We start from the raw sequence: 17361 nt of genomic DNA on the forward strand, positions 1-17361 counted from the left end.
CTGACCATCCACCGGGAGATCGACCTGGCCACTCACCGGGATTTCCGGTGACCACACCAGGAATTTTGATGGCCACCAGCCGGGAGAAATCTGGCCGCTCAACTGGAGAACGGCGTGTCCGCTAGCACTCGGATGGCGCGCCAATCGGCCGTCCTTAATCGTGATTAACGTCCACAGCTCGTCTGTCTCCTGAACGAGGCCGTAGTGCGACGACCCGTCGGCGGCCCTTCGACCATGCGCGCGCAACTGCGGCGGCTTATTGAGATCGGCGCGGGACCGAATGTCGCCATTCGGATCGTCCCGTTCCGGACTGGTGCCCATGCGGCGATCGAAGGTCCGTTCGTCCTGCTCTGCTTCCCCGAAGAGCACGCACCCGACGTCGCCTACGTCGAGGGAGCGATGGGTGACCTCTATTCGGAGAGTGTTGAAGAAGTGCAGCGCTAAACGCTGTTGTTCGAGCGTATATGTGACCTTGCGCTGGACGTCGAGGAGACCGCGACGATGATCGCGGCAGCGGCTGAGGAGTTGTAGTGCCCGACCAGGTTGAGCTTGCTGGCGTGTCGTGGCGGAAGAGCAGCTTCAGCGGTGGTGGAAACGACTGCGTAGAGATCGCGACGATCAACGACACCGTCGCCCTCAGGGACTCCAAGAGGCCGGGCGGCCCGCTCCTCCGGTTCTCTCACAGGGAATGGAACGCCTTCCTCGACCACCTGCGGGCCGGTGACCTCGTGCTTTAGCTTCTTTCGTGCCTGGCGGCTTCATCTGCGCCGCGTGGCGGCGTGGCTGTGCAGGACTCCGGCGGCAGGATATGAGGCACCCGCATGAGAGGACCTCCTGTGCAGAACGATCAGGGGCGTGTTTTTCGCGAAGCGTGGATCACCGGGGTGCGCAAGTACTACCCGGGGGAGCCCAAGCCGGGATATGTCGCGCCTTGGGATGAGACTCCCGAGTGGGAGCGGCAGGCTGCGGCGGCTGTGTACGGGCAGGTGCGGGAGTTCATCCTGGTCAGTGGGGGTGCCGCGGGCAGGCTGACGCGGGTGCAGAAGGGGCGGTTCGTGGCGTTGTGCTGGATCGCGCAGATTTACCGGCACTTCGAGGATCCCAAGCCTTCTTATGTGGCCGACTGGGATGAGATGCCGGAGTGGCAGCGGGAGACGGACGCCGACATCTTCGAGCGGATCGAGTCGGAGGCTTAGCGGGCCAGGGGCGAACGGCTCTCTGTCTGCCGAAGAGCTTCCTCGGTTGGGAGATGCCGTGGCCCCGTCCCGGTGGAGAGGACGGGGCCGGTCGACGTCGGGTCGGCTTGTCAGCCTGTGACGGCGATCTTGGCGCGGGGCTTCGGGTGGCCCTTGTGGTGAACGTATGGGCGCTCGTGGAACTTGTGGATCTTGTGTCTGGCGTGGTGGTGCCCCGGGTGATGTGAGGACCAGGACCTGTGGGCGCGGTGGTGGCCCCTGTGCCCGCCCTCGCCGATCACTCCCTGAAGGGTGTGGAGCGTCTGGACGTCCACCAGGCGGCCGTGGTCGTCACGGTGGTGCCCGCGGTCCCATTTCCGGTGTTCGTGGGCACGCGCCTTTGCCTCCTTCACATTCCGAGACCTTTCCTGGTCCCCCTCGTCTTCGCACTTCTCTTCCCCGGCATGATGAGCGCCGCCGGGGACGACGGGCGGTTTCGGCGTCGATGTGGGCGTCGATGTGGGTGTGGGTGTGGGCGTCGGAGGCGGTGTCGGAGGCGGTGTGGGCGTGGGTGTGGGTGTGGGAGGCGGTGTCGGAGGCGGTGTGGGTGTGGGTGTGGGCGTCGGAGGCGGTGTCGGAGGAATGGGGCCGCTGGTGATGACCTGGGTCAACGGCGGTGAGGCGCTGGAATCCAACTGGGGCGAGCCCGAATAGGTGGCGACGATCTGGTGCGTGCCCACGGGAAGGTTCGCGACCGTGAGGCCCGCGTGGCCGGTCGCGTCAAGAGGGGCCGAGCCGATGTTCCCTCCGTCGGAGGTGAACGCGACCGTGCCGGTAGGGACGAATCCGGCCGTGGCCGTCACCGTCGCGGTGAAGGTGACCGGAGTTCCCACCTGAGCCGTCGGGGCCGACGAGGTCAGTGTGGTCGCGGTGGTCCTGTCGGGAGGGATCAGGCAGTCGGACCGCGTGATGGTGTCCGAGTCCAGCGTGACGGCGCCGTTGCGGGCGAGGACGCGGCCGTTCACCTTCACACCGGTGGTCACGGTGATCGACGTGAGCGCGAGGATGGTGCCGACGAAGCTCGAACTCGTCCCCAGAGTGGCCGAGCTGCCGACTTGCCAGAAGATGTTGCACGCCTGAGCACCCCCGATGAGGGTCACCGTGCTGGCGGACGCGGTGATGAGGGTGGACGCCGCCTTGAAGATGAAGACCGCGTTCGGGTCGCCCTTGGCGTCGAGGGTCAGGTTCCCGGTGATCCCCAGGGTGCCCGCGGCCGAGGCGTACACGCCTGGCGTCAAGGTGGTGCCACCCAACTCGGTGGGCACCAGGGTGACGGGTGTCCGTCCGGCGGCGTCGTTGTAGGCGGTGGTCAGGTCGACCTGCGCCTGCACTGCGGCGGCGTCCGCCGCGTGGATGGCTCCGATCACGGTGCCGGGCGGAAAACCGGTCACCGAGGAACCGGGGCTGACTCCGAGATCTCCGGTGACGACCGTGGGGCCGGTGTTGGTGACCGCGGCGCCGGCGAGGACCGCATAGCTGGTGGCCGTGCCGAGGCCCACCGGAGCCTGCGCGGCCCCGGCGCTCTGTGGCGTGACGACGAGGACCCCGATGGCGACGATCACCGCGAGGGTCGCCGTCAGCGAGGATCGGAAGAGACTTCGTGGCACGGCACGAATGCGAGCGACATTTTTCATAAAGCCGTCCTCTGCTTTTAGTATTTCCCCGCCCGGGCGCTTGGTGATGGTGCGCCGCTCTTTCCAATCCTATCGATCAAGCGTGCCTTACTTGTTTTCCGACATGAAGTGAATTCGGGTGTGGCGGCTATTTTCTGATATAGGCTGAAATTTGTCTTTCCGCTGGTCAGGCATGATGAGCTGGCTCCGTGTCGCCGGCGGGGGATCAGGGTGGAGCTCGTTGAGCAGGTCACCCGTGGGTCAGGCCGAGGGTCGCCTAATGCGGTCGGACTATTAAGTCGGGAATGCTGCGCCAGAGCATCGGGCCGGACGCCCGTATCGTTGCCCGGTCCCGCCCGGGTGATCATCTGCGGCGCCGTCGGCGAGCCCGTCGGCGCGCACACGTCAGGTGTCTTCCGGGCGGACTCATTGACATGACCTCATGCGGCGGGGATGCTGAATGAAAGTATGCATTCGAGGTGGGGAGTGAAACCTAGTGATCGCATGCGGTCCGCCGGGCGAGGTCCATCCGGACGGCACGACGGCCGTGGCCGCCCTCGGCGGGCGCACCCGCGCCAGGGACCGGCAGGTGGGTGACCCGGCCAAGCCCGGAACGGCGGTCGCCTCGGAGGACGCGTCGCGGGTGGCCGCCCGCCTCAGGGAGATCTTCGAGGGCCATCGGCTGTCGCCCTCCCAGCGGCGGATCGCTCGCTACCTCCTGGAGCGCCCCGGCGAGGCCGTCTTCCTCACGAGCATCGACATCGCCGAGGCGGTCGGCACCAGCCAGCCGTCGGTGACGCGTTTCGCCTTCGCCCTGGGGTACACCGGCTTCCCGGAGTTCCGCGAGGATCTGAGGGCCGCGCTGCGCGACGGCCGGGGCTTGGATGCCGGGCCGGCCGGGTTGAACCACGTACAGGCCATGGTCGGCTCCGAGATCCGCAACCTGGAGTTGCTGCGCGACGGCCTCGGCGACACCCGGCGCCTCAAGGAGGTCGCCGCCGGGCTGGCCGCGTCCCGCCCGCTCCCGGTCATCGGCCTGCGCGTCTCCGCGCCGCTCGCCCACCTGTTCGGCTACCTGGCGGCCAAGGCTCATCCTGACGTCAGGGTCATCGACGCGGCGGGGTCGACCTTGGAGGACCGGCTGAGCCGGGCGGCCGACGCCGGGGCCACCTGGACGCTGGCGTTCGCGCTGCCCCGTTACCCGCGCGAGCTGCGCGACGGGCTCGTCTGGGCCAGGCGCGCGGGCCTTCGCGTCGCGCTCGTCAGCGATCACGCCGTCGGGGCGCTGGCCGAGCACGCCGACATCGTCCTGACGGCGCCGGTGAGCTCGCAGTTCGCCTTCGACTCCCAGGCCGCGCCGAGCGTGCTGTGCGTGGTGCTCGTCCACTCGATGCTGGACGCGCTGCCCACGCGGGAACAGGCGTCCATGGAGGACTTCGAGAACAGCGCGGCCGAACGCAGGGTGTTCCTGTCCGAATGACCGGTGTTCCCATGAAAGAACGACCCGGCACGTGCACAAAGGAGATGACGAGCGATGAGTGAGGACGCCGGGCGGGTGATCCGCGCGCCGCGGGGGACGGACCTGTCGTGCCGGGGGTGGCAGCAGGAGGCCGCGTTCCGGATGCTGCACAACAACCTCGACCCCGAGGTGGCCGAGCATCCGGACAAGCTGGTCGTGTACGGAGGGACCGGGAAGGCGGCGCGGGACTGGCCGTCGTTCGACGCCATCGCCCGCACGCTGCGCGGGCTGGAGCAGGACGAGACGCTGCTCGTGCAGTCGGGCCGCCCGGTCGGCGTGATGCGCACCCACGAGTGGGCGCCGCGCGTGCTGATCGCCAACTCGAACCTGGTGCCCGACTGGGCCACCTGGGAGGAGTTCCGGCGCCTGGAGGCCGCCGGGCTCACGATGTACGGCCAGATGACCGCCGGGTCGTGGATCTACATCGGCACGCAGGGCATCCTGCAGGGCACGTACGAGACCTTCGCCGCCGTCGCGGCCAAGCGGTTCGGCGGCAGCCTCGCCGGGACGATCACCCTCACCGCCGGGCTCGGCGGCATGGGCGGCGCGCAGCCGCTGGCGGTGACCATGAACGACGGCGTCGTGATCTGCGTCGAGTGCGACCCCTCGCGGATCGCCCGCCGCATCGAGCACCGCTACCTCGACGTCGAGGCCAAGGACCTGGACGACGCCCTTCGCCTCGCCGTGGAGGCCAGGGACGCCCGCCGTCCCCTGTCGATCGGCCTGCTCGGCAACGCCGCCGACGTGCTGCCCCGGCTGCTCGCCATGGACGCCCCCATCGACGTCGTCACCGACCAGACCTCGGCGCACGACCCGCTGTCCTACCTGCCGGTCGGCATGGCGTTCGAGGACATGCGCGACGAGGCCGCCAAGGACCCGGCCGGCTTCACCGAGCGCGCCCGCGCGTCCATGGCCGGGCACGTCGAGGCGATGGTCGGCTTCCTGGACAAGGGCGCGGAGGTGTTCGACTACGGCAACTCGATCCGCGGCGAGGCGAAGCTGGCCGGGTACGCGCGGGCCTTCGACTTTCCCGGCTTCGTGCCCGCCTACATCCGGCCGCTGTTCTGTGAGGGAAGGGGCCCGTTCCGCTGGGCCGCGCTGTCGGGCGACCCGCGCGACATCGCCGCGACCGACCGGGCGATGCTGGAGCTGTTCCCGGAGAACGAGTCCCTGGCCCGCTGGATCAAGCTCGCCGGCGAGCGCGTCGCCTTCCAGGGGCTGCCCGCGCGCATCTGCTGGCTCGGGTACGGCGAGCGGGACAAGGCCGGGCTGCGGTTCAACGAGATGGTCGCTTCCGGGGAGCTGCGTGCCCCCCTCGCCATCGGCCGTGACCACCTCGACTGCGGGTCGGTCGCCTCGCCGTACCGCGAGACCGAGGGCATGCTCGACGGCTCCGACGCGATCGCCGACTGGCCGCTGCTCAACGCCATGGTGAACGTCGCCTCCGGCGCGTCCTGGGTGTCGATCCACCACGGCGGCGGCGTCGGCATCGGCCGGTCCATCCACGCCGGGCAGGTCGCCGTCGCCGACGGCACCGAGCTGGCGGCCCGGAAGCTTGAGCGCGTGCTGACCAACGACCCCGGCATGGGCGTCATCCGGCACGTCGACGCCGGGTACGACAGGGCGGCCGAGGTCGCGGGGGAGCGCGGCGTGCCGATCCCGATGGCGGCCGGGGACACGACCGGGGAAGCGCGGTGATCGGCGCGTCCCACGGCCCGGCGTACCTCGAACAGGCGCAGGGCCGGGTCACGCCGGTCGGGACGGCCTTCGCGCGCGACTGGGCCGACCTGGCCGGCATCGGCGGCGGGGGAGCGGGCGGCTACCGCCGGTTCGCCTGGACCCCGGCCGACCTGGCCCTGCGCGCGTGGTTCCGCGAGCAGGCGGCCCGCCGGGACATGGCCTGCGAGCAGGACCGCAACGGCAACCTGTGGGCCTGGTGGGGCACCCCCGGCGCCGGCGCGGTGGTGACGGGCAGCCACCTGGACAGCGTCCCGGGCGGCGGCGCCTTCGACGGCCCGCTCGGCGTGGTCTCGGCCTTCCACGCGGTGGACGTGCTGCGCGAGCGCGGCGTCGTCCCCGCGCGGCCGATCGCGGTGGTGGACTTCGCCGACGAGGAGGGCGCCCGCTTCGGCGTGGCGTGCGTGGGCAGCCGGCTGCTCACCGGCGTGCTGGCCCCGCAGGACGCCCGCGCCCTGCGCGACGGCGACGGGGTGTCCCTGGCCGAGGCGATGCGCGCCGCGGGCGCCGACCCGGCCGCGATCGGCCGCGACGAGCGCGCCCTGGAGCGCATCGGCGTCTTCGTCGAGCTGCACGTCGAACAGGGGCGGGGCCTGGCCGGCCTCGACGCGCCGATCGGCGTGGCCACCGCGATCTGGCCGCACGGCCGGTGGCGCTGCACGTTCCACGGCGAGGGCGACCACGCGGGGACGACCCGGCTCGCCGACCGGCACGACCCCATGCTGCCGTTCGCCTCGGCCGTGCTCGCCGCCCGGGAGACCGCCGCGCGGCTCGGCGCGCTCGCGACGTTCGGCAAGGTGCGGGTCGAACCAGGAGGAACCAACGCGATCCCCTCGCGCGTCGACGCCTGGCTGGACGGCCGCGCGCCCGACGAGGCGACGGTGGCCCGCATGGTGGAGGAGATCTCCGACGCCGCCCGCGACGCGGGGAGACAGCACGGCGTGCGGGTCGAGGTGGCGGTGGAGTCCTCGACGCCGCTCGTCGAGTTCGGCGACGGCCTGCGCGACCGGATCTCCGCCGCGCTCGGCGGCGTCCCCGCCCTCCCGACCGGCGCGGGCCATGACGCGGGCATCCTGTCGGCCGAGGTCCCGGCCGCGATGCTGTTCGTCCGCAACCCGACCGGCGTCAGCCACAGCCCGGCCGAGCACGCCGAGACCGCGGACTGCGTCACCGGTATCTTCGCCCTGGCCGCCGTCCTGGAGGACCTGGCATGCCGGTGAGCCTCTATTACGCCGACCTCGCCTGGCTGGGCACGGGCGCTCCGGCCGTACGGCCGGGGGAGGACGACGTCACCGCGCGGCCCGGGGACGAGATCGCGCGGCGTGGGGACGAGAGCGCGCGGCCGGGCTGGGACCGCGTCGTGTCCGGCGTGGTCATCGAGGTCGCCGACGGGCGGATCACCGCCGTGCGAACCGGCGTCCCCGCGCCGCCGCCCGGGGCCGTCCACCTGCGCGGCCTCACCCTGCCCGGCCTGGCCAACGCGCACAGCCACGCCTTCCACCGGGCGCTGCGCGGGCGCACCCAGCGCGAGCGCGGCACGTTCTGGACGTGGCGCCGGCAGATGTACGAGGTCGCCGGGCGTCTCACGCCGGAGAACCACCACGCGCTCGCCCGGGCCGCCTACGCCGAGATGGCGCTCGCCGGGGTGACCTGCGTGGGCGAGTTCCACTACCTCCACCACGACGCCGGCGGACGCCCGTACCAGGCGGCCAACGCCATGGGAGAGGCGCTGATCGCCGCCGCCGCGGACGCCGGCATCAGGATCACGCTGCTGGACACCTGCTACCTGCGCGGCGGCTTCGCGGCACCGCTGGAAGGGCCGCAGCTGCGGTTCGGCGACGGGGACGCGCACGCGTGGGCCGAGCGGGCGGACGCCCTCAAAGGCGGCGGCCAAGCGAGAATCGGCGCCGCGATCCACTCCGTGCGCGCCGTCCCGGCCGGGGAGCTCGCCGTTGTGAGCGGCTGGGCGCGCGAGCGCGGCGCGCCGCTGCACTTCCACCTGTCCGAGCAGGTCGCCGAGAACGAGGCGTGCCTGGCCGCGCACGGACGCACCCCCGCCGAACTGCTCGACGCCCACGGCGTGCTGGGCCGGAACGCGACGGCCGTCCATGCCACGCACCTGACGCCGGGCGACGTGACGCTGCTCGGCGGGTCTGGGACGGGCGTGTGCATGTGCCCCACCACCGAACGCGACCTCGCCGACGGCGTCGGCCCGGCCCGCCGTCTGTTCGAGGCGGGCTCGCCGCTCTCGCTCGGCAGCGACAGCAACGCCGTGGTCGACCTCTTCGAGGAGGCGCGCGGCGTCGAGCTGGACGAACGGCTCGCCACCCGCGAACGCGGCCACTGGCGCGCCGCCGAGCTCCTGCGCGGCGCGACCTCCGGCGGGCACGCGGCGCTCGGCTGGCCGGACGCGGGCCGCATCGAGGCGGGCGCCCCCGCCGACCTGGTCGCCGTCGCCCTGGACTCGGTCCGCACGGCCGGCGCCTCCGAGGACGCCCCGCTGGAGACGGTGGTCTTCGCGGCCACGGCCGCCGACGTCCGCGAGGTGGTCGCCGGAGGCCGTCACATCGTCTCCCAGGGCCGCCACCTGCTCGTGGACGACGTCCCGGCGGCTCTCGCCGCCGCAGTGTCGGCCGTGACCTCGCCATTCACCCTCAAGCCGTCGACTTCGGAGCGGGTATGACTTCGCTGCTCATCGACCACATCGGCTCTCTGGTCACGAACGACCCCGGCCTCGGCGAGGGGCCGCTCGGGGTGATCGAGGACGCGGCGGTGGTCGTCCAGGACGGCGTCGTCGTGTGGGCGGGCCCCCGGGGCGGGACACCGGAGGGAGCGGCGAGGGACCGGTTCGACGCCGGAGGCCGGGCGGTGATCCCCGGGTTCGTGGACAGCCACGCCCACCTGGTCTTCGCCGGCGACCGGGCGCGGGAGTTCGAGGCGCGCATGTCGGGCCGCCCGTACACCGCCGGGGGCATCCGCACCACCGTGGCGGCGACCCGGGCCGCCACGGACGAGGGACTGCGGCGCAACGTGCGGCGGCTGGTGGCGGAGGCCCTGCGGTCGGGCACGACGACCGTCGAGTGCAAGTCCGGATACGGCCTCACGATCCAGGACGAGGAGCGCGGCCTGCGCCTGGCCGCCGAACACACTCCCGAGGTGACCTACCTCGGCGCGCACGTGGTCCCGCCCGAGTACGCCGGGAACCCGGACGCGTACGTCGACCTGGTGCGCGGCCCCATGCTGGACGCGTGCGCGCCGCACGCGCGGTGGATCGACGTCTTCTGCGAGCGCGGCGCCTTCGACGGCGACCAGACCCGGGCGATCCTCGAAGCGGGGGCGCGGCGCGGGCTGGTGCCGCGGGTGCACGCGGGCCAGCTCGGTCCGGGCCCGGGCGTCGCGGTCGCCGTCGAGCTCGGCGCCGCCTCGGCCGACCACGTCACCCACCTGACCGACGCCGACGTGGACGCCCTCGCGTCCGGGAGCACGGTCGCCACGCTGCTGCCGGGCGCGGAGTTCTCGACCCGCTCGCCCTACCCCGACGCGCGCCGCCTGCTGGACGCCGGGGTGACGGTCGCGCTGGCCGCGGACTGTAATCCCGGGTCCAGCTACACCACGAACATCCCGTTCTGCGTCGCCCTCGCCGTGCGGGACATGAACATGACCCCCGCTGAGGCCGTGTGGGCGGCCACCAAGGGCGGCGCCAGGGCCCTGCGCCGCACGGACGTCGGCCACCTCGCCCCCGGCGCCCGCGCCGACCTCGTCCTCCTGGACGCCCCCTCGTACATCCACCTCGCCTACCGCCCCGGCGTGCCCCTGGTCGCGCGCGTGTGGAAGGACGGCAGCCCGCAGCCTTGACGGACGGCGATCGCGCCGCCGGCGGTCAGATGAGGCCGAGGGCGAGCATCGCGTCCGCGACGCGGCGGAAGCCGGCGATGTTGGCGCCCGCCACGTAGTCTCCCGGCATCCCGAACTCGTCGGCCGCCGTCAGGCAGCGGTCGTGCACGTCGCGCATGATGTCGCGCAGCCGGTTCTCGGAGCGCTCGAACGTCCAGGAGTCGCGGGCGGCGTTCTGCTGCATCTCCATGGCGCTGGTGGCGACGCCGCCCGCGTTGGCGGCCTTGCCGGGCCCGAACGCGACGCCGGCCTCCCGGAACACGCGGATCGCGGCCGGGGTGGCGGGCATGTTGGCGCCCTCGGCGACCGCCAGGCACCCGGAGCGGACGAGCAGCCCGGCGTCGGCCTCGCCGATCTCGTTGTGCGTCGCGGACGGTATCGCCACCTCGCACGGCACCTCCCACATCGACCCGCCGGGGACGAACACCGCGTCGCGCCCGCGTCGCTCGGCGTAGACGTGCAGCGGAGCGCGCTCGACCTCCTTCACCTGCTTGAGCAGGGCGACGTCGAGGCCCTTCTCGTCCAGCACGTACCCGGAGGAGTCCGAGCACGTGACCGCCACCCCGCCGAGGTGCTGGATCTTCTCGATGGCGTGGACGGCGACGTTGCCGGCCCCCGAGACGACGACCCGCCGCCCGTCCAGGGACGTGCCGCGCACGGTGAGCATCTCGTCGACGAAGTACGCGCACCCGTACCCGGTGGCCTCCGTGCGCGCGTGCGCGCCGCCGTACGCGAGGCCCTTGCCGGTGATGACCCCGGACTCGTAGCGGTTGGTGACCCGCTTGTACTGGCCGAACAGGTAGCCGATCTCGCGGTGGCCGACCCCGATGTCCCCGGCGGGGACGTCGGTGTGCTCGCCGATGTGCCGGTGCAGCTCGGTCATGAAGCTCTGGCAGAAGCGCATGACCTCCCTCGGCGAGCGTCCCTTAGGGTCGAAGTCCGAGCCTCCCTTGCCGCCGCCGATCGCCAGGCCGGTGAGGCTGTTCTTGAAGATCTGCTCGAAGCCGAGGAACTTGACGATGCCCAGGTAGACCGAGGGATGGAAGCGCAGGCCGCCCTTGTAGGGGCCGAGCGCGCTGTTGAACTCGACCCGGAATCCCCGGTTGACGCGCACCTCGCCCCGGTCGTCCTCCCAGGGCACCCGGAAGATGATCTGCCGCTCCGGCTCGCAGATCCGCTCGACGATCTTCGACTCGGCGTACTCGGGATGGCGGACGAGCACGGGCCCGATGCTCTCCAGCACCTCCCGGACGGCCTGGTGGAACTCCGCCTCCCCGGGATTGCGGCGGACGACGTCGTCGTAGATCTCCGACGGACTCTGGTGCGACATCAAGGCTCCCCTCGGCGTCGGGCCGCCCCCCGGCCCTCCTTCAGGGTGCCGGGTGGCCGCCCCCGCGCCGCTTCGCCACGCCGCCTGGACCTCCTGGAGCCGCGGTCAGATGCAGGCCGTGTCCGCGACCGACCGGGCCTCCTCGGGCGCGAGCCTGCCGCCGCGGGCGAACTCGGCGGCGAACCCGTCCTCGCCGAGGGTGTGCCGGGCCCGTGCCTCGATGCGGTCGACGTCGCCGCGCTCGGCGGGCGAGCGCGGCAGGGCGCTGGACGCGCGGGTCGCGGCGGCGGCCCCGAGCAGTTGCGCGGCGGGCCCGGCGCACTCCGACAGCGCGAGCGCGCCGGCCAGGCCCTCCAGGGCGAGCGCCTTCCCGCGCGGCGCGTCCAGCCGGTCGGCGACGGCGAACGCCTCCAGGTGCAGGGCCTTGGCCGCCGGGGCGTCGCCGCGCTGCTCGGCGACGAAGCCCAGCTCGGCGAGGATCAGCCCCAGGTGCGGCGCGGGCTCCTGCGCGGCGTCCCTGCGGGGCGTGGAGTCGAGGACGTCCCGCAGGTGGCGCTCGGCGACGTCCAGCAGCCCGTCCTTGCGCGCGGCGAACGCGAGCCCCATCTCGGCGAACACCTGGAGCGGCCGGAAGGTCTGCTCCCTGGCCAGGCGCACGGCCTCCTCGCAGTACTCACGGGCCCGCGCGTAATCGCCCTGCTGCAGGGCGATCCAGCCCAGCCACGCCAGCCGCCCGGAGACGTCCGGCCACAGCGCGAGCTCCTCGGCCATGCGCAGGCCGTCGGCGTGCAGCGCGCGGGCCCGCTCGTAGTCGCCGGTCATCTCGGCGAGCGCGCCGAGCCAGCCGTTCGCCTGCAGCTCGCCCCAGCGGTCGCCGAGCGTCTCGAACAGCTCGGCGCTGCGCTCACCGTCGCGCCGCAGCGCGTCCACGTCGCCGCGCAGGTGTGCGAGCTTGGTCCGGGTCACCAGGGCCGCGGCGACGCCCCAATCGTCCCCGATGGCGCGGGAACCGTCCAGCGCGTGCTTCAGCAGCTCCTCGCTGGCGGCCAGGTCACCGGCGTCCAGTCCGGCGAAGGCCAGGAACCACTGCGACCGGGCCAGCCCGCACGCGTCCTCGACGCCGTCGTACGCGCGCAGCGCCGTCTCGCGCGGCTCGGCACGGGGGGCGTCCGCGGGGCCTGTGCCGCCCGTGTCGCCCTGGAGCAGGACGACGCCGGCGTGCCAGGCGGTGGCGCGTGCGCGCAAAGCGGCGTGCGGGTCGCCTTCGCCGTCCCCGCCTACGTCCATGGGCTGGGCCAGGGCCAGCGCGGCGGCCAGGGACCGCCGCGCCTCGGCGAGGCGTCCGCGCAGGAACCAGTACCAGGCGAGCGCGTTCACCATGCGCAGCGCGCACTCGGCGTGCCGGTCGGCGAGGGCGGCGTCCAGCGCGGCGCGCAGGTTGGCGGTGGCGCCGTCGAGGCGGGCCAGCCACCGGCGCTGGTCCTTGCCGTACAGATGGGGGGCGGCCTTCTCGGCCAGGTCGATGTAGTACTCGTGGTGGCGCCGCCGCACCTGCTCGAACTCGCCCGCCTCGTGCATGCGCTCCAGGCAGTAGGCCGACACCGACTCCAGCAGGCGGTAGCGGGGGCCGTCGACGCCGTGCACGGCCACCACCAGCGACCGGTCGACCAGGCGGGCCAGCAGGTCCAGGACGGCCGCGGCCGGCAGGTCCTCTCCCGAGCAGACGGACTCGGCGGCCTCCAGGGTGCAGCCGTCGGCGTGGACCGCCAGGCGGCGCAGCGCGATCCGCTCGGGCGCGGTCAGCAGTTCCCAGCTCCAGTCGATCATCGCGGTCAGGGTCTGCTGGCGCGGCGGCGCGCCCCGGTGGCCGGTGGCCAGCAGCCGGAAGCGGTCGTCCAGCCGGGCGACCAGCCCGTGCACGCCGAGGGTGGGCACCTTGGTCGCGGCCAGCTCCAGCGCCAGCGGGATGCCGTCGAGACGCCGGCACAGCACCGCGACGTCCGGGGCGGTGTCCTCGTCCAGGGTGAAGCCGCGCGTGGCGGCCGAGGCCCGCGTGACGAAGAGCCGGACGGCGCTGGACTGTTCGAGCTCGGCGGGGTCCTCGGCCGCCCCGCGACCGGGCACCCGCAGAGGGGGTACGTTCCAGACGACCTCGCCCGGCAGCGCGAGCGGCTCCTGGCTCGTGGCGAGGACGCGCAGGCCGGGGGCTGCCCGCAGCAGGGACTCGGCCAGCTCGGCGACCTGGTCGACGACGTGCTCGCAGTTGTCCAGGACGAGGAGCGTCCTGCGCGTGCGCAGCGCGGCGATCAGCCGCTCCAGCGGGGTCATGGGCCGGCCGGGGGCGCCGCCGTCGCGGATGTCCAGCGCCGACATGACCGCGTCGATCAGCGAGCCGAGAGCGTCGGGCGTGCCGAGCCGTTCCAGGACGGCCAGCTCGACCAGCCACACGCCGTCGGCGTAGGAGTCCACCAGGCCCCCGGCGGTCTCCAGGGCCAGCCGCGTCTTGCCGACGCCGCCGGGGCCGGTCAGCGTGACGAGCCGCGACGTCTGGAGCTGCGCGCGGACGTCGTCCACCGCCTCCTCCCGGCCGATGAGGTCGGTGAGCGGGGCGGGCAGGTTGGTGACCGGGCGCGCGGTGGCGGTGTGGCGTCCCGGCGGCGGGTCCAGCGAGGGGTCCTGGTTGAGGATCGCGCGGTGCAGGGCGACGAGATCCGCGCCCGGGTCCAGGCCCAGCTCGTCGGTGAGGCGGACGCGCAGCTCCTCGTAGCCGTCCAGCGCCTCGCTCTGCCGGCCGGCGCGGTACAGGGCCCGCATGTGCGCGGCGCGCAGCCGTTCGCGCAGCGGGTACCGCCGGAGGACCTCGGCGAGTTCGTCGGCGAGTAGCGTGTGCTCGCCGAGGGCGAGCCGCGCCTCGGCCTGGTCCTCGCAGGCGGTGAGCCGCTGCTCGTCGAGGCGGGCGACGGCGGGGCGGGTGAACGCGTCGTCGGCGAAGTCGGCGTAGGCGGGGCCGCGCCACAGGGCGAGCGCGTCCGCGAGCAGGGACGCTCGGACGCGGGGGTCGTCGGTGGCGCGGGCCTCGGCGACGAGGGCATGGAAGCGGCGCGCGTCCACGGCCTCGGCGGGGACGTCCAGCAGGTAGCCGGCGGGCCGGGCGACCAGGAGGTCGCGTGCGCCCGGTTCGGCGTCGTCGAGCGCGCGGCGGAGCTGGGACACCTTGGCGGACAACGCGCCCGCGGGGTTGCCGGGCGGCCTGTCGCCCCACAGGTCGTCGATGAGGCGGTCGGCGGGCACGGGCCGGGCGTCGTGCAGAAGAAGGTCGGCGAGCAGGGCGCGCACTTTCACGCCGGGGACGGTCACAGGATCACCGGTGGCCGTCCATACAGCGAGCGCTCCCAGAACCCCAAAACGCATGAATGCCACGATATCGCCACGCACCCTCAGGAATCACGACCTTTACGGGGGCACAGAGAGGACCCGTAAGCGAGTGAGCAACATGCCGTAAAACCTCTGCCCCAGAGTTAAACACAATAGGCCGGACACACGCGCGAAGGAGCCGCAGATGGCACCGCACGACGCCAGCCCGCAGGGCAGCGGACGCGGTCCGCGGCGTACGGGCGCCGGGCGAGCGGCCTCCCGTCCGGATCCCTCGCGCCGGCCCTTGAGCCGGGTGCGGAGAACGGCTCGCCTGCTCCGGCTTTCCCCGAGAAGGCCGCCCACCTGGGCGCCGACCACCGAACGCCCGCCAGGACGATCTTCGATGGATATGACGGAAGGGTTTTGAGATGAGCCAGAACGTGCAGGAGCAGACGTACCGATATCCCGGGATCGACGCCGCCGCCGTCGCCGCCCGCCTTTCGCGCCTCGGTTTCGCGGGCGCCGTTCACCGTCCGGACGACCCCGGATACGACGAATACCGGGAACCCCTATATGACACGATCGACCCCTACCCGGTGATCGTCGCCGAGGCTTCCGGGCCCGCGGACGTCCGCGCCGCCGTCCTCACCGCCCGCGAGGAGGAACTGCCGCTGGCCGTCCAGGTCACCGGGCACGGCACCTGGGTCCCCTCCGACGGAGGCGTCCTGCTCAGGACCGACTCCCAGGCGGCCGTCATGGTCGACCCGGACCGGCGGATCGCCCGCGTCGGCCCCGGCGCGCTGTGGGGCGAGGTGATCGCCGAGGCCAGGCGGTCCGGCCTCGCGCCGCTCGCCGGCTCCTCGGCCGTCGTCGGCGTCACGGGCTACACTCTCGGCGGCGGGGTCGGATGGCTGGGACGCAAGCACGGCTTCGCCGCCGACAGCGTGCTGCGCGCCGAGGTCGTCACCGCGGACGGCTCCCTCGTCACCGCGAGCCCGGACAGCCACCCCGCGCTGTTCTGGGCGCTGCGCGGAGGCGGCGCCAACTTCGGCGTCGTCACCGCGCTGGAGTTCCGGCTCTACCCGGTCCCCGAGGTCTACGCGGGCCAGTCGTACCACTCCATCGAACGCGGCGCCGAGACGCTCGACTTCTACCGGCGGTGGGCGGCCGAGGCCCCCGACGCGCTGAGCACCGCCATCGTCCTGCGGCGCGTTCCCGACACCGAGGACTTCCACGAGGCCGTGCGCGGCCGGCGCGTGCTCGTCGTCAAGGCCATGTACGCCGGCGACCCGGCGGAGGGCGAGCGGCTGCTGCGCCCGCTGCGCGAGGTGGCCGGGCCCGCCTTCCTGGACGACATCCGCCCGACGGCCTTCGCCGACGCGGTCATGGGCGGCCAGGCCGCGCCGTTCCTGGACTTCTACCACGAGCTGCCCGACCCGGTCGTGGACGCGCTCGCCACCGCGATCCAGGAGGACCCGGAGTCGCCGGTGGCCAGCGTGGAGCTCCGGCACTGGGGCGGCGCCATGTCCGCCCCCGGCCCGGACGCCGGGCCGATCGGCCCGCGCATGGCGCCGTTCGCCATCAGCGTGGACGCCGACGTGCCGGAGGTGACGGCGAAGCTCAGGCCGCACGGCACCGGCGCCACGTTCCTGAACTTCCTCGGCGACCCGGAACGGGTGCCCGCCGCCTACACGGCCGCCGACTACCGGCGGCTCGCCGAGGTGAAGCGGGACTACGACCCCTCCAACCTGTTCCGCCTGAACCACAACATCCCCCCGGCCATGCCACCCCACGCCGGCTGACCGCAGGCGCACGAAAGGGGGACCGGGCCGGCCCGGTCCCCCTTTCGTCGTGCCGCGCTGGGCCACCGGCACGCGCGCGACGCGGAAGGGGCGCGCACGGTGGCCGTGCGCGCCCCTCGGTGGTCGTTCGGTGATGTCAGTCGGCGGTCGTGGCCGGGCGGTAGGACAGGACGGCGATGCCGGAGTCGAAGGTGGTGGCCTCGGCGAGTTCGAGCAGGGCCTTGCTGCCCTCGCGGACGATCTGGGCGCCGGGGGCGGTGATGCCGACCAGGACGGGGTGGATCCAGATCTCCAGCTCGTCGAGCAGGCCGTGTTCGAGCAGGGTGTGGGCGAGCCGCCCGACGCCGTAGATGAGGATGTTGTCGCCGGGCTTGTTCTTCAGCTCGGTGATCTGCTTGATGACGTCGTCGCGGATGACCGTGACCGGGCCCCATTCCGTCTTGTCGATGGTGGTGGAGACGACGTATTTGGGCAGGGTGTTCATCCGGTGGGCGAACCCATCCAGGCCCTCCTGCTCGGCCATGGTGGGCCAGGCCTGGGCGAAGCCCTCGTAGGTGCCCTTCCCGAGCAGCAGGGTGTCGCTGGCGAACAGGGTGGCGCGGGCGCGCTGGCCGGCCTGTTCGTTGAAGTAGGGCATGGACCATTCGGGGTTGTCGATGACGCCGTCCAGCGAGGCGTACACTACGGCGATGATCTTGCGGGACACGGAAGCTCCAGGTGGTAGGTCGGGTGGCCGATTTGGACCGGACCCGCCCACGACCTCCGGGGCGCACCGGCGATCAGGGACGGTGCGCCCCAGAGGAGGCACACGGCCGGCCGGGGCGGGTCCGGGGGATGACCAGGCCAGGTCCGGGTTCAGGACGGACCTGGCCTGGAG

Annotated in this window: 13 protein-coding genes; 9 read left to right on the plus strand and 4 right to left on the minus strand. The window is 72.9% G+C overall.

All coding sequences use genetic code 11. The features are described from left to right. The first annotated feature begins 204 nt into the window (after window positions 1–204). The 3 genes from DQ384_RS44310 to DQ384_RS33310 all read left to right on the plus strand — a co-directional run bounded on the left by DQ384_RS44310 (window position 205) and on the right by DQ384_RS33310 (window position 1196). Window positions 205–444 (plus strand): Scr1 family TA system antitoxin-like transcriptional regulator, encoded by a 240-nt coding sequence (locus DQ384_RS44310; protein ID WP_425451544.1) that lies wholly within the window; start codon window positions 205–207, stop codon window positions 442–444. Between the two features lie 86 nt (window positions 445–530). Further along, entirely contained in the window at window positions 531–737 is a 207-nt protein-coding gene (locus DQ384_RS33305) for a DUF397 domain-containing protein (RefSeq protein WP_114032857.1), read from the plus strand. Between the two features lie 99 nt (window positions 738–836). Then, the gene (locus DQ384_RS33310) at window positions 837–1196 is read left to right on the plus strand and encodes a hypothetical protein (RefSeq protein WP_245966955.1); all 360 of its coding nucleotides are present in this window, start codon (window positions 837–839) and stop codon (window positions 1194–1196) included. Window positions 1197–1306: 110 nt separating this feature from the next. Here the strand turns inward: DQ384_RS33310 and DQ384_RS33315 are convergent, their stop codons facing one another. Further along, on the minus strand, window positions 1307–2842 hold the full coding sequence (locus DQ384_RS33315; RefSeq protein WP_220183272.1) for an ice-binding family protein: 1536 nt from the start codon (window positions 2840–2842) through the stop codon (window positions 1307–1309). Window positions 2843–3344: 502 nt separating this feature from the next. Here DQ384_RS33315 and DQ384_RS33320 point away from each other — a divergent pair. Genes DQ384_RS33320 through hutI form a run of 5 tightly spaced genes read left to right on the plus strand, consistent with a single transcriptional unit; the run spans window position 3345 to window position 9959 of the window. Beyond that, window positions 3345–4328 (plus strand): MurR/RpiR family transcriptional regulator, encoded by a 984-nt coding sequence (locus tag DQ384_RS33320; RefSeq protein ID WP_220183273.1) that lies wholly within the window; start codon window positions 3345–3347, stop codon window positions 4326–4328. Between the two features lie 54 nt (window positions 4329–4382). Beyond that, complete coding sequence (hutU, locus tag DQ384_RS33325) at window positions 4383–6065, plus strand: urocanate hydratase (RefSeq protein WP_114032860.1); 1683 nt, start codon at window positions 4383–4385, stop codon at window positions 6063–6065. After that, window positions 6062–7324: an allantoate amidohydrolase gene (locus tag DQ384_RS33330; protein ID WP_114032861.1), complete on the plus strand. Its 1263-nt coding sequence runs from the start codon at window positions 6062–6064 to the stop codon at window positions 7322–7324. The genes hutU and DQ384_RS33330 overlap by 4 nt, the downstream gene beginning before the upstream one ends. Continuing rightward, window positions 7315–8787 (plus strand): formimidoylglutamate deiminase, encoded by a 1473-nt coding sequence (locus DQ384_RS33335; RefSeq protein ID WP_114032862.1) that lies wholly within the window; start codon window positions 7315–7317, stop codon window positions 8785–8787. Before DQ384_RS33330 ends, DQ384_RS33335 begins: the two co-directional genes overlap by 10 nt. Next, complete coding sequence (gene hutI, locus DQ384_RS33340; protein ID WP_114032863.1) at window positions 8784–9959, plus strand: imidazolonepropionase; 1176 nt, start codon at window positions 8784–8786, stop codon at window positions 9957–9959. The genes DQ384_RS33335 and hutI overlap by 4 nt, the downstream gene beginning before the upstream one ends. A gap of 25 nt (window positions 9960–9984) precedes the next feature. On the opposite strand, the gene gdhA is transcribed toward hutI, so the two are convergent. Together gdhA and DQ384_RS33350 are read right to left on the minus strand one after the other, a co-directional pair. Next, window positions 9985–11328 carry an NADP-specific glutamate dehydrogenase gene (gene gdhA / locus DQ384_RS33345; RefSeq protein WP_114032864.1) on the minus strand — a complete coding sequence of 448 codons (1344 nt, stop codon included), beginning with the start codon at window positions 11326–11328 and terminating at the stop codon, window positions 9985–9987. A gap of 105 nt (window positions 11329–11433) precedes the next feature. Then, window positions 11434–14739 (minus strand): ATP-binding protein, encoded by a 3306-nt coding sequence (locus DQ384_RS33350; protein WP_114032865.1) that lies wholly within the window; start codon window positions 14737–14739, stop codon window positions 11434–11436. A 371-nt stretch (window positions 14740–15110) separates the two neighbouring features. Between DQ384_RS33350 and DQ384_RS33355 the strand changes: the two genes are divergently transcribed. Next, window positions 15111–16484 carry an FAD-binding oxidoreductase gene (locus tag DQ384_RS33355; protein WP_114032866.1) on the plus strand — a complete coding sequence of 458 codons (1374 nt, stop codon included), beginning with the start codon at window positions 15111–15113 and terminating at the stop codon, window positions 16482–16484. A gap of 136 nt (window positions 16485–16620) precedes the next feature. On the opposite strand, the gene DQ384_RS33360 is transcribed toward DQ384_RS33355, so the two are convergent. Next, window positions 16621–17190: a dihydrofolate reductase family protein gene (locus DQ384_RS33360; protein WP_114032867.1), complete on the minus strand. Its 570-nt coding sequence runs from the start codon at window positions 17188–17190 to the stop codon at window positions 16621–16623. Window positions 17191–17361: the final 171 nt, after the last annotated feature.

The organism is Sphaerisporangium album (genome assembly GCF_003323745.1).
Taxonomy (GTDB): Bacteria; Actinomycetota; Actinomycetes; order Streptosporangiales; family Streptosporangiaceae; genus Sphaerisporangium; species Sphaerisporangium album.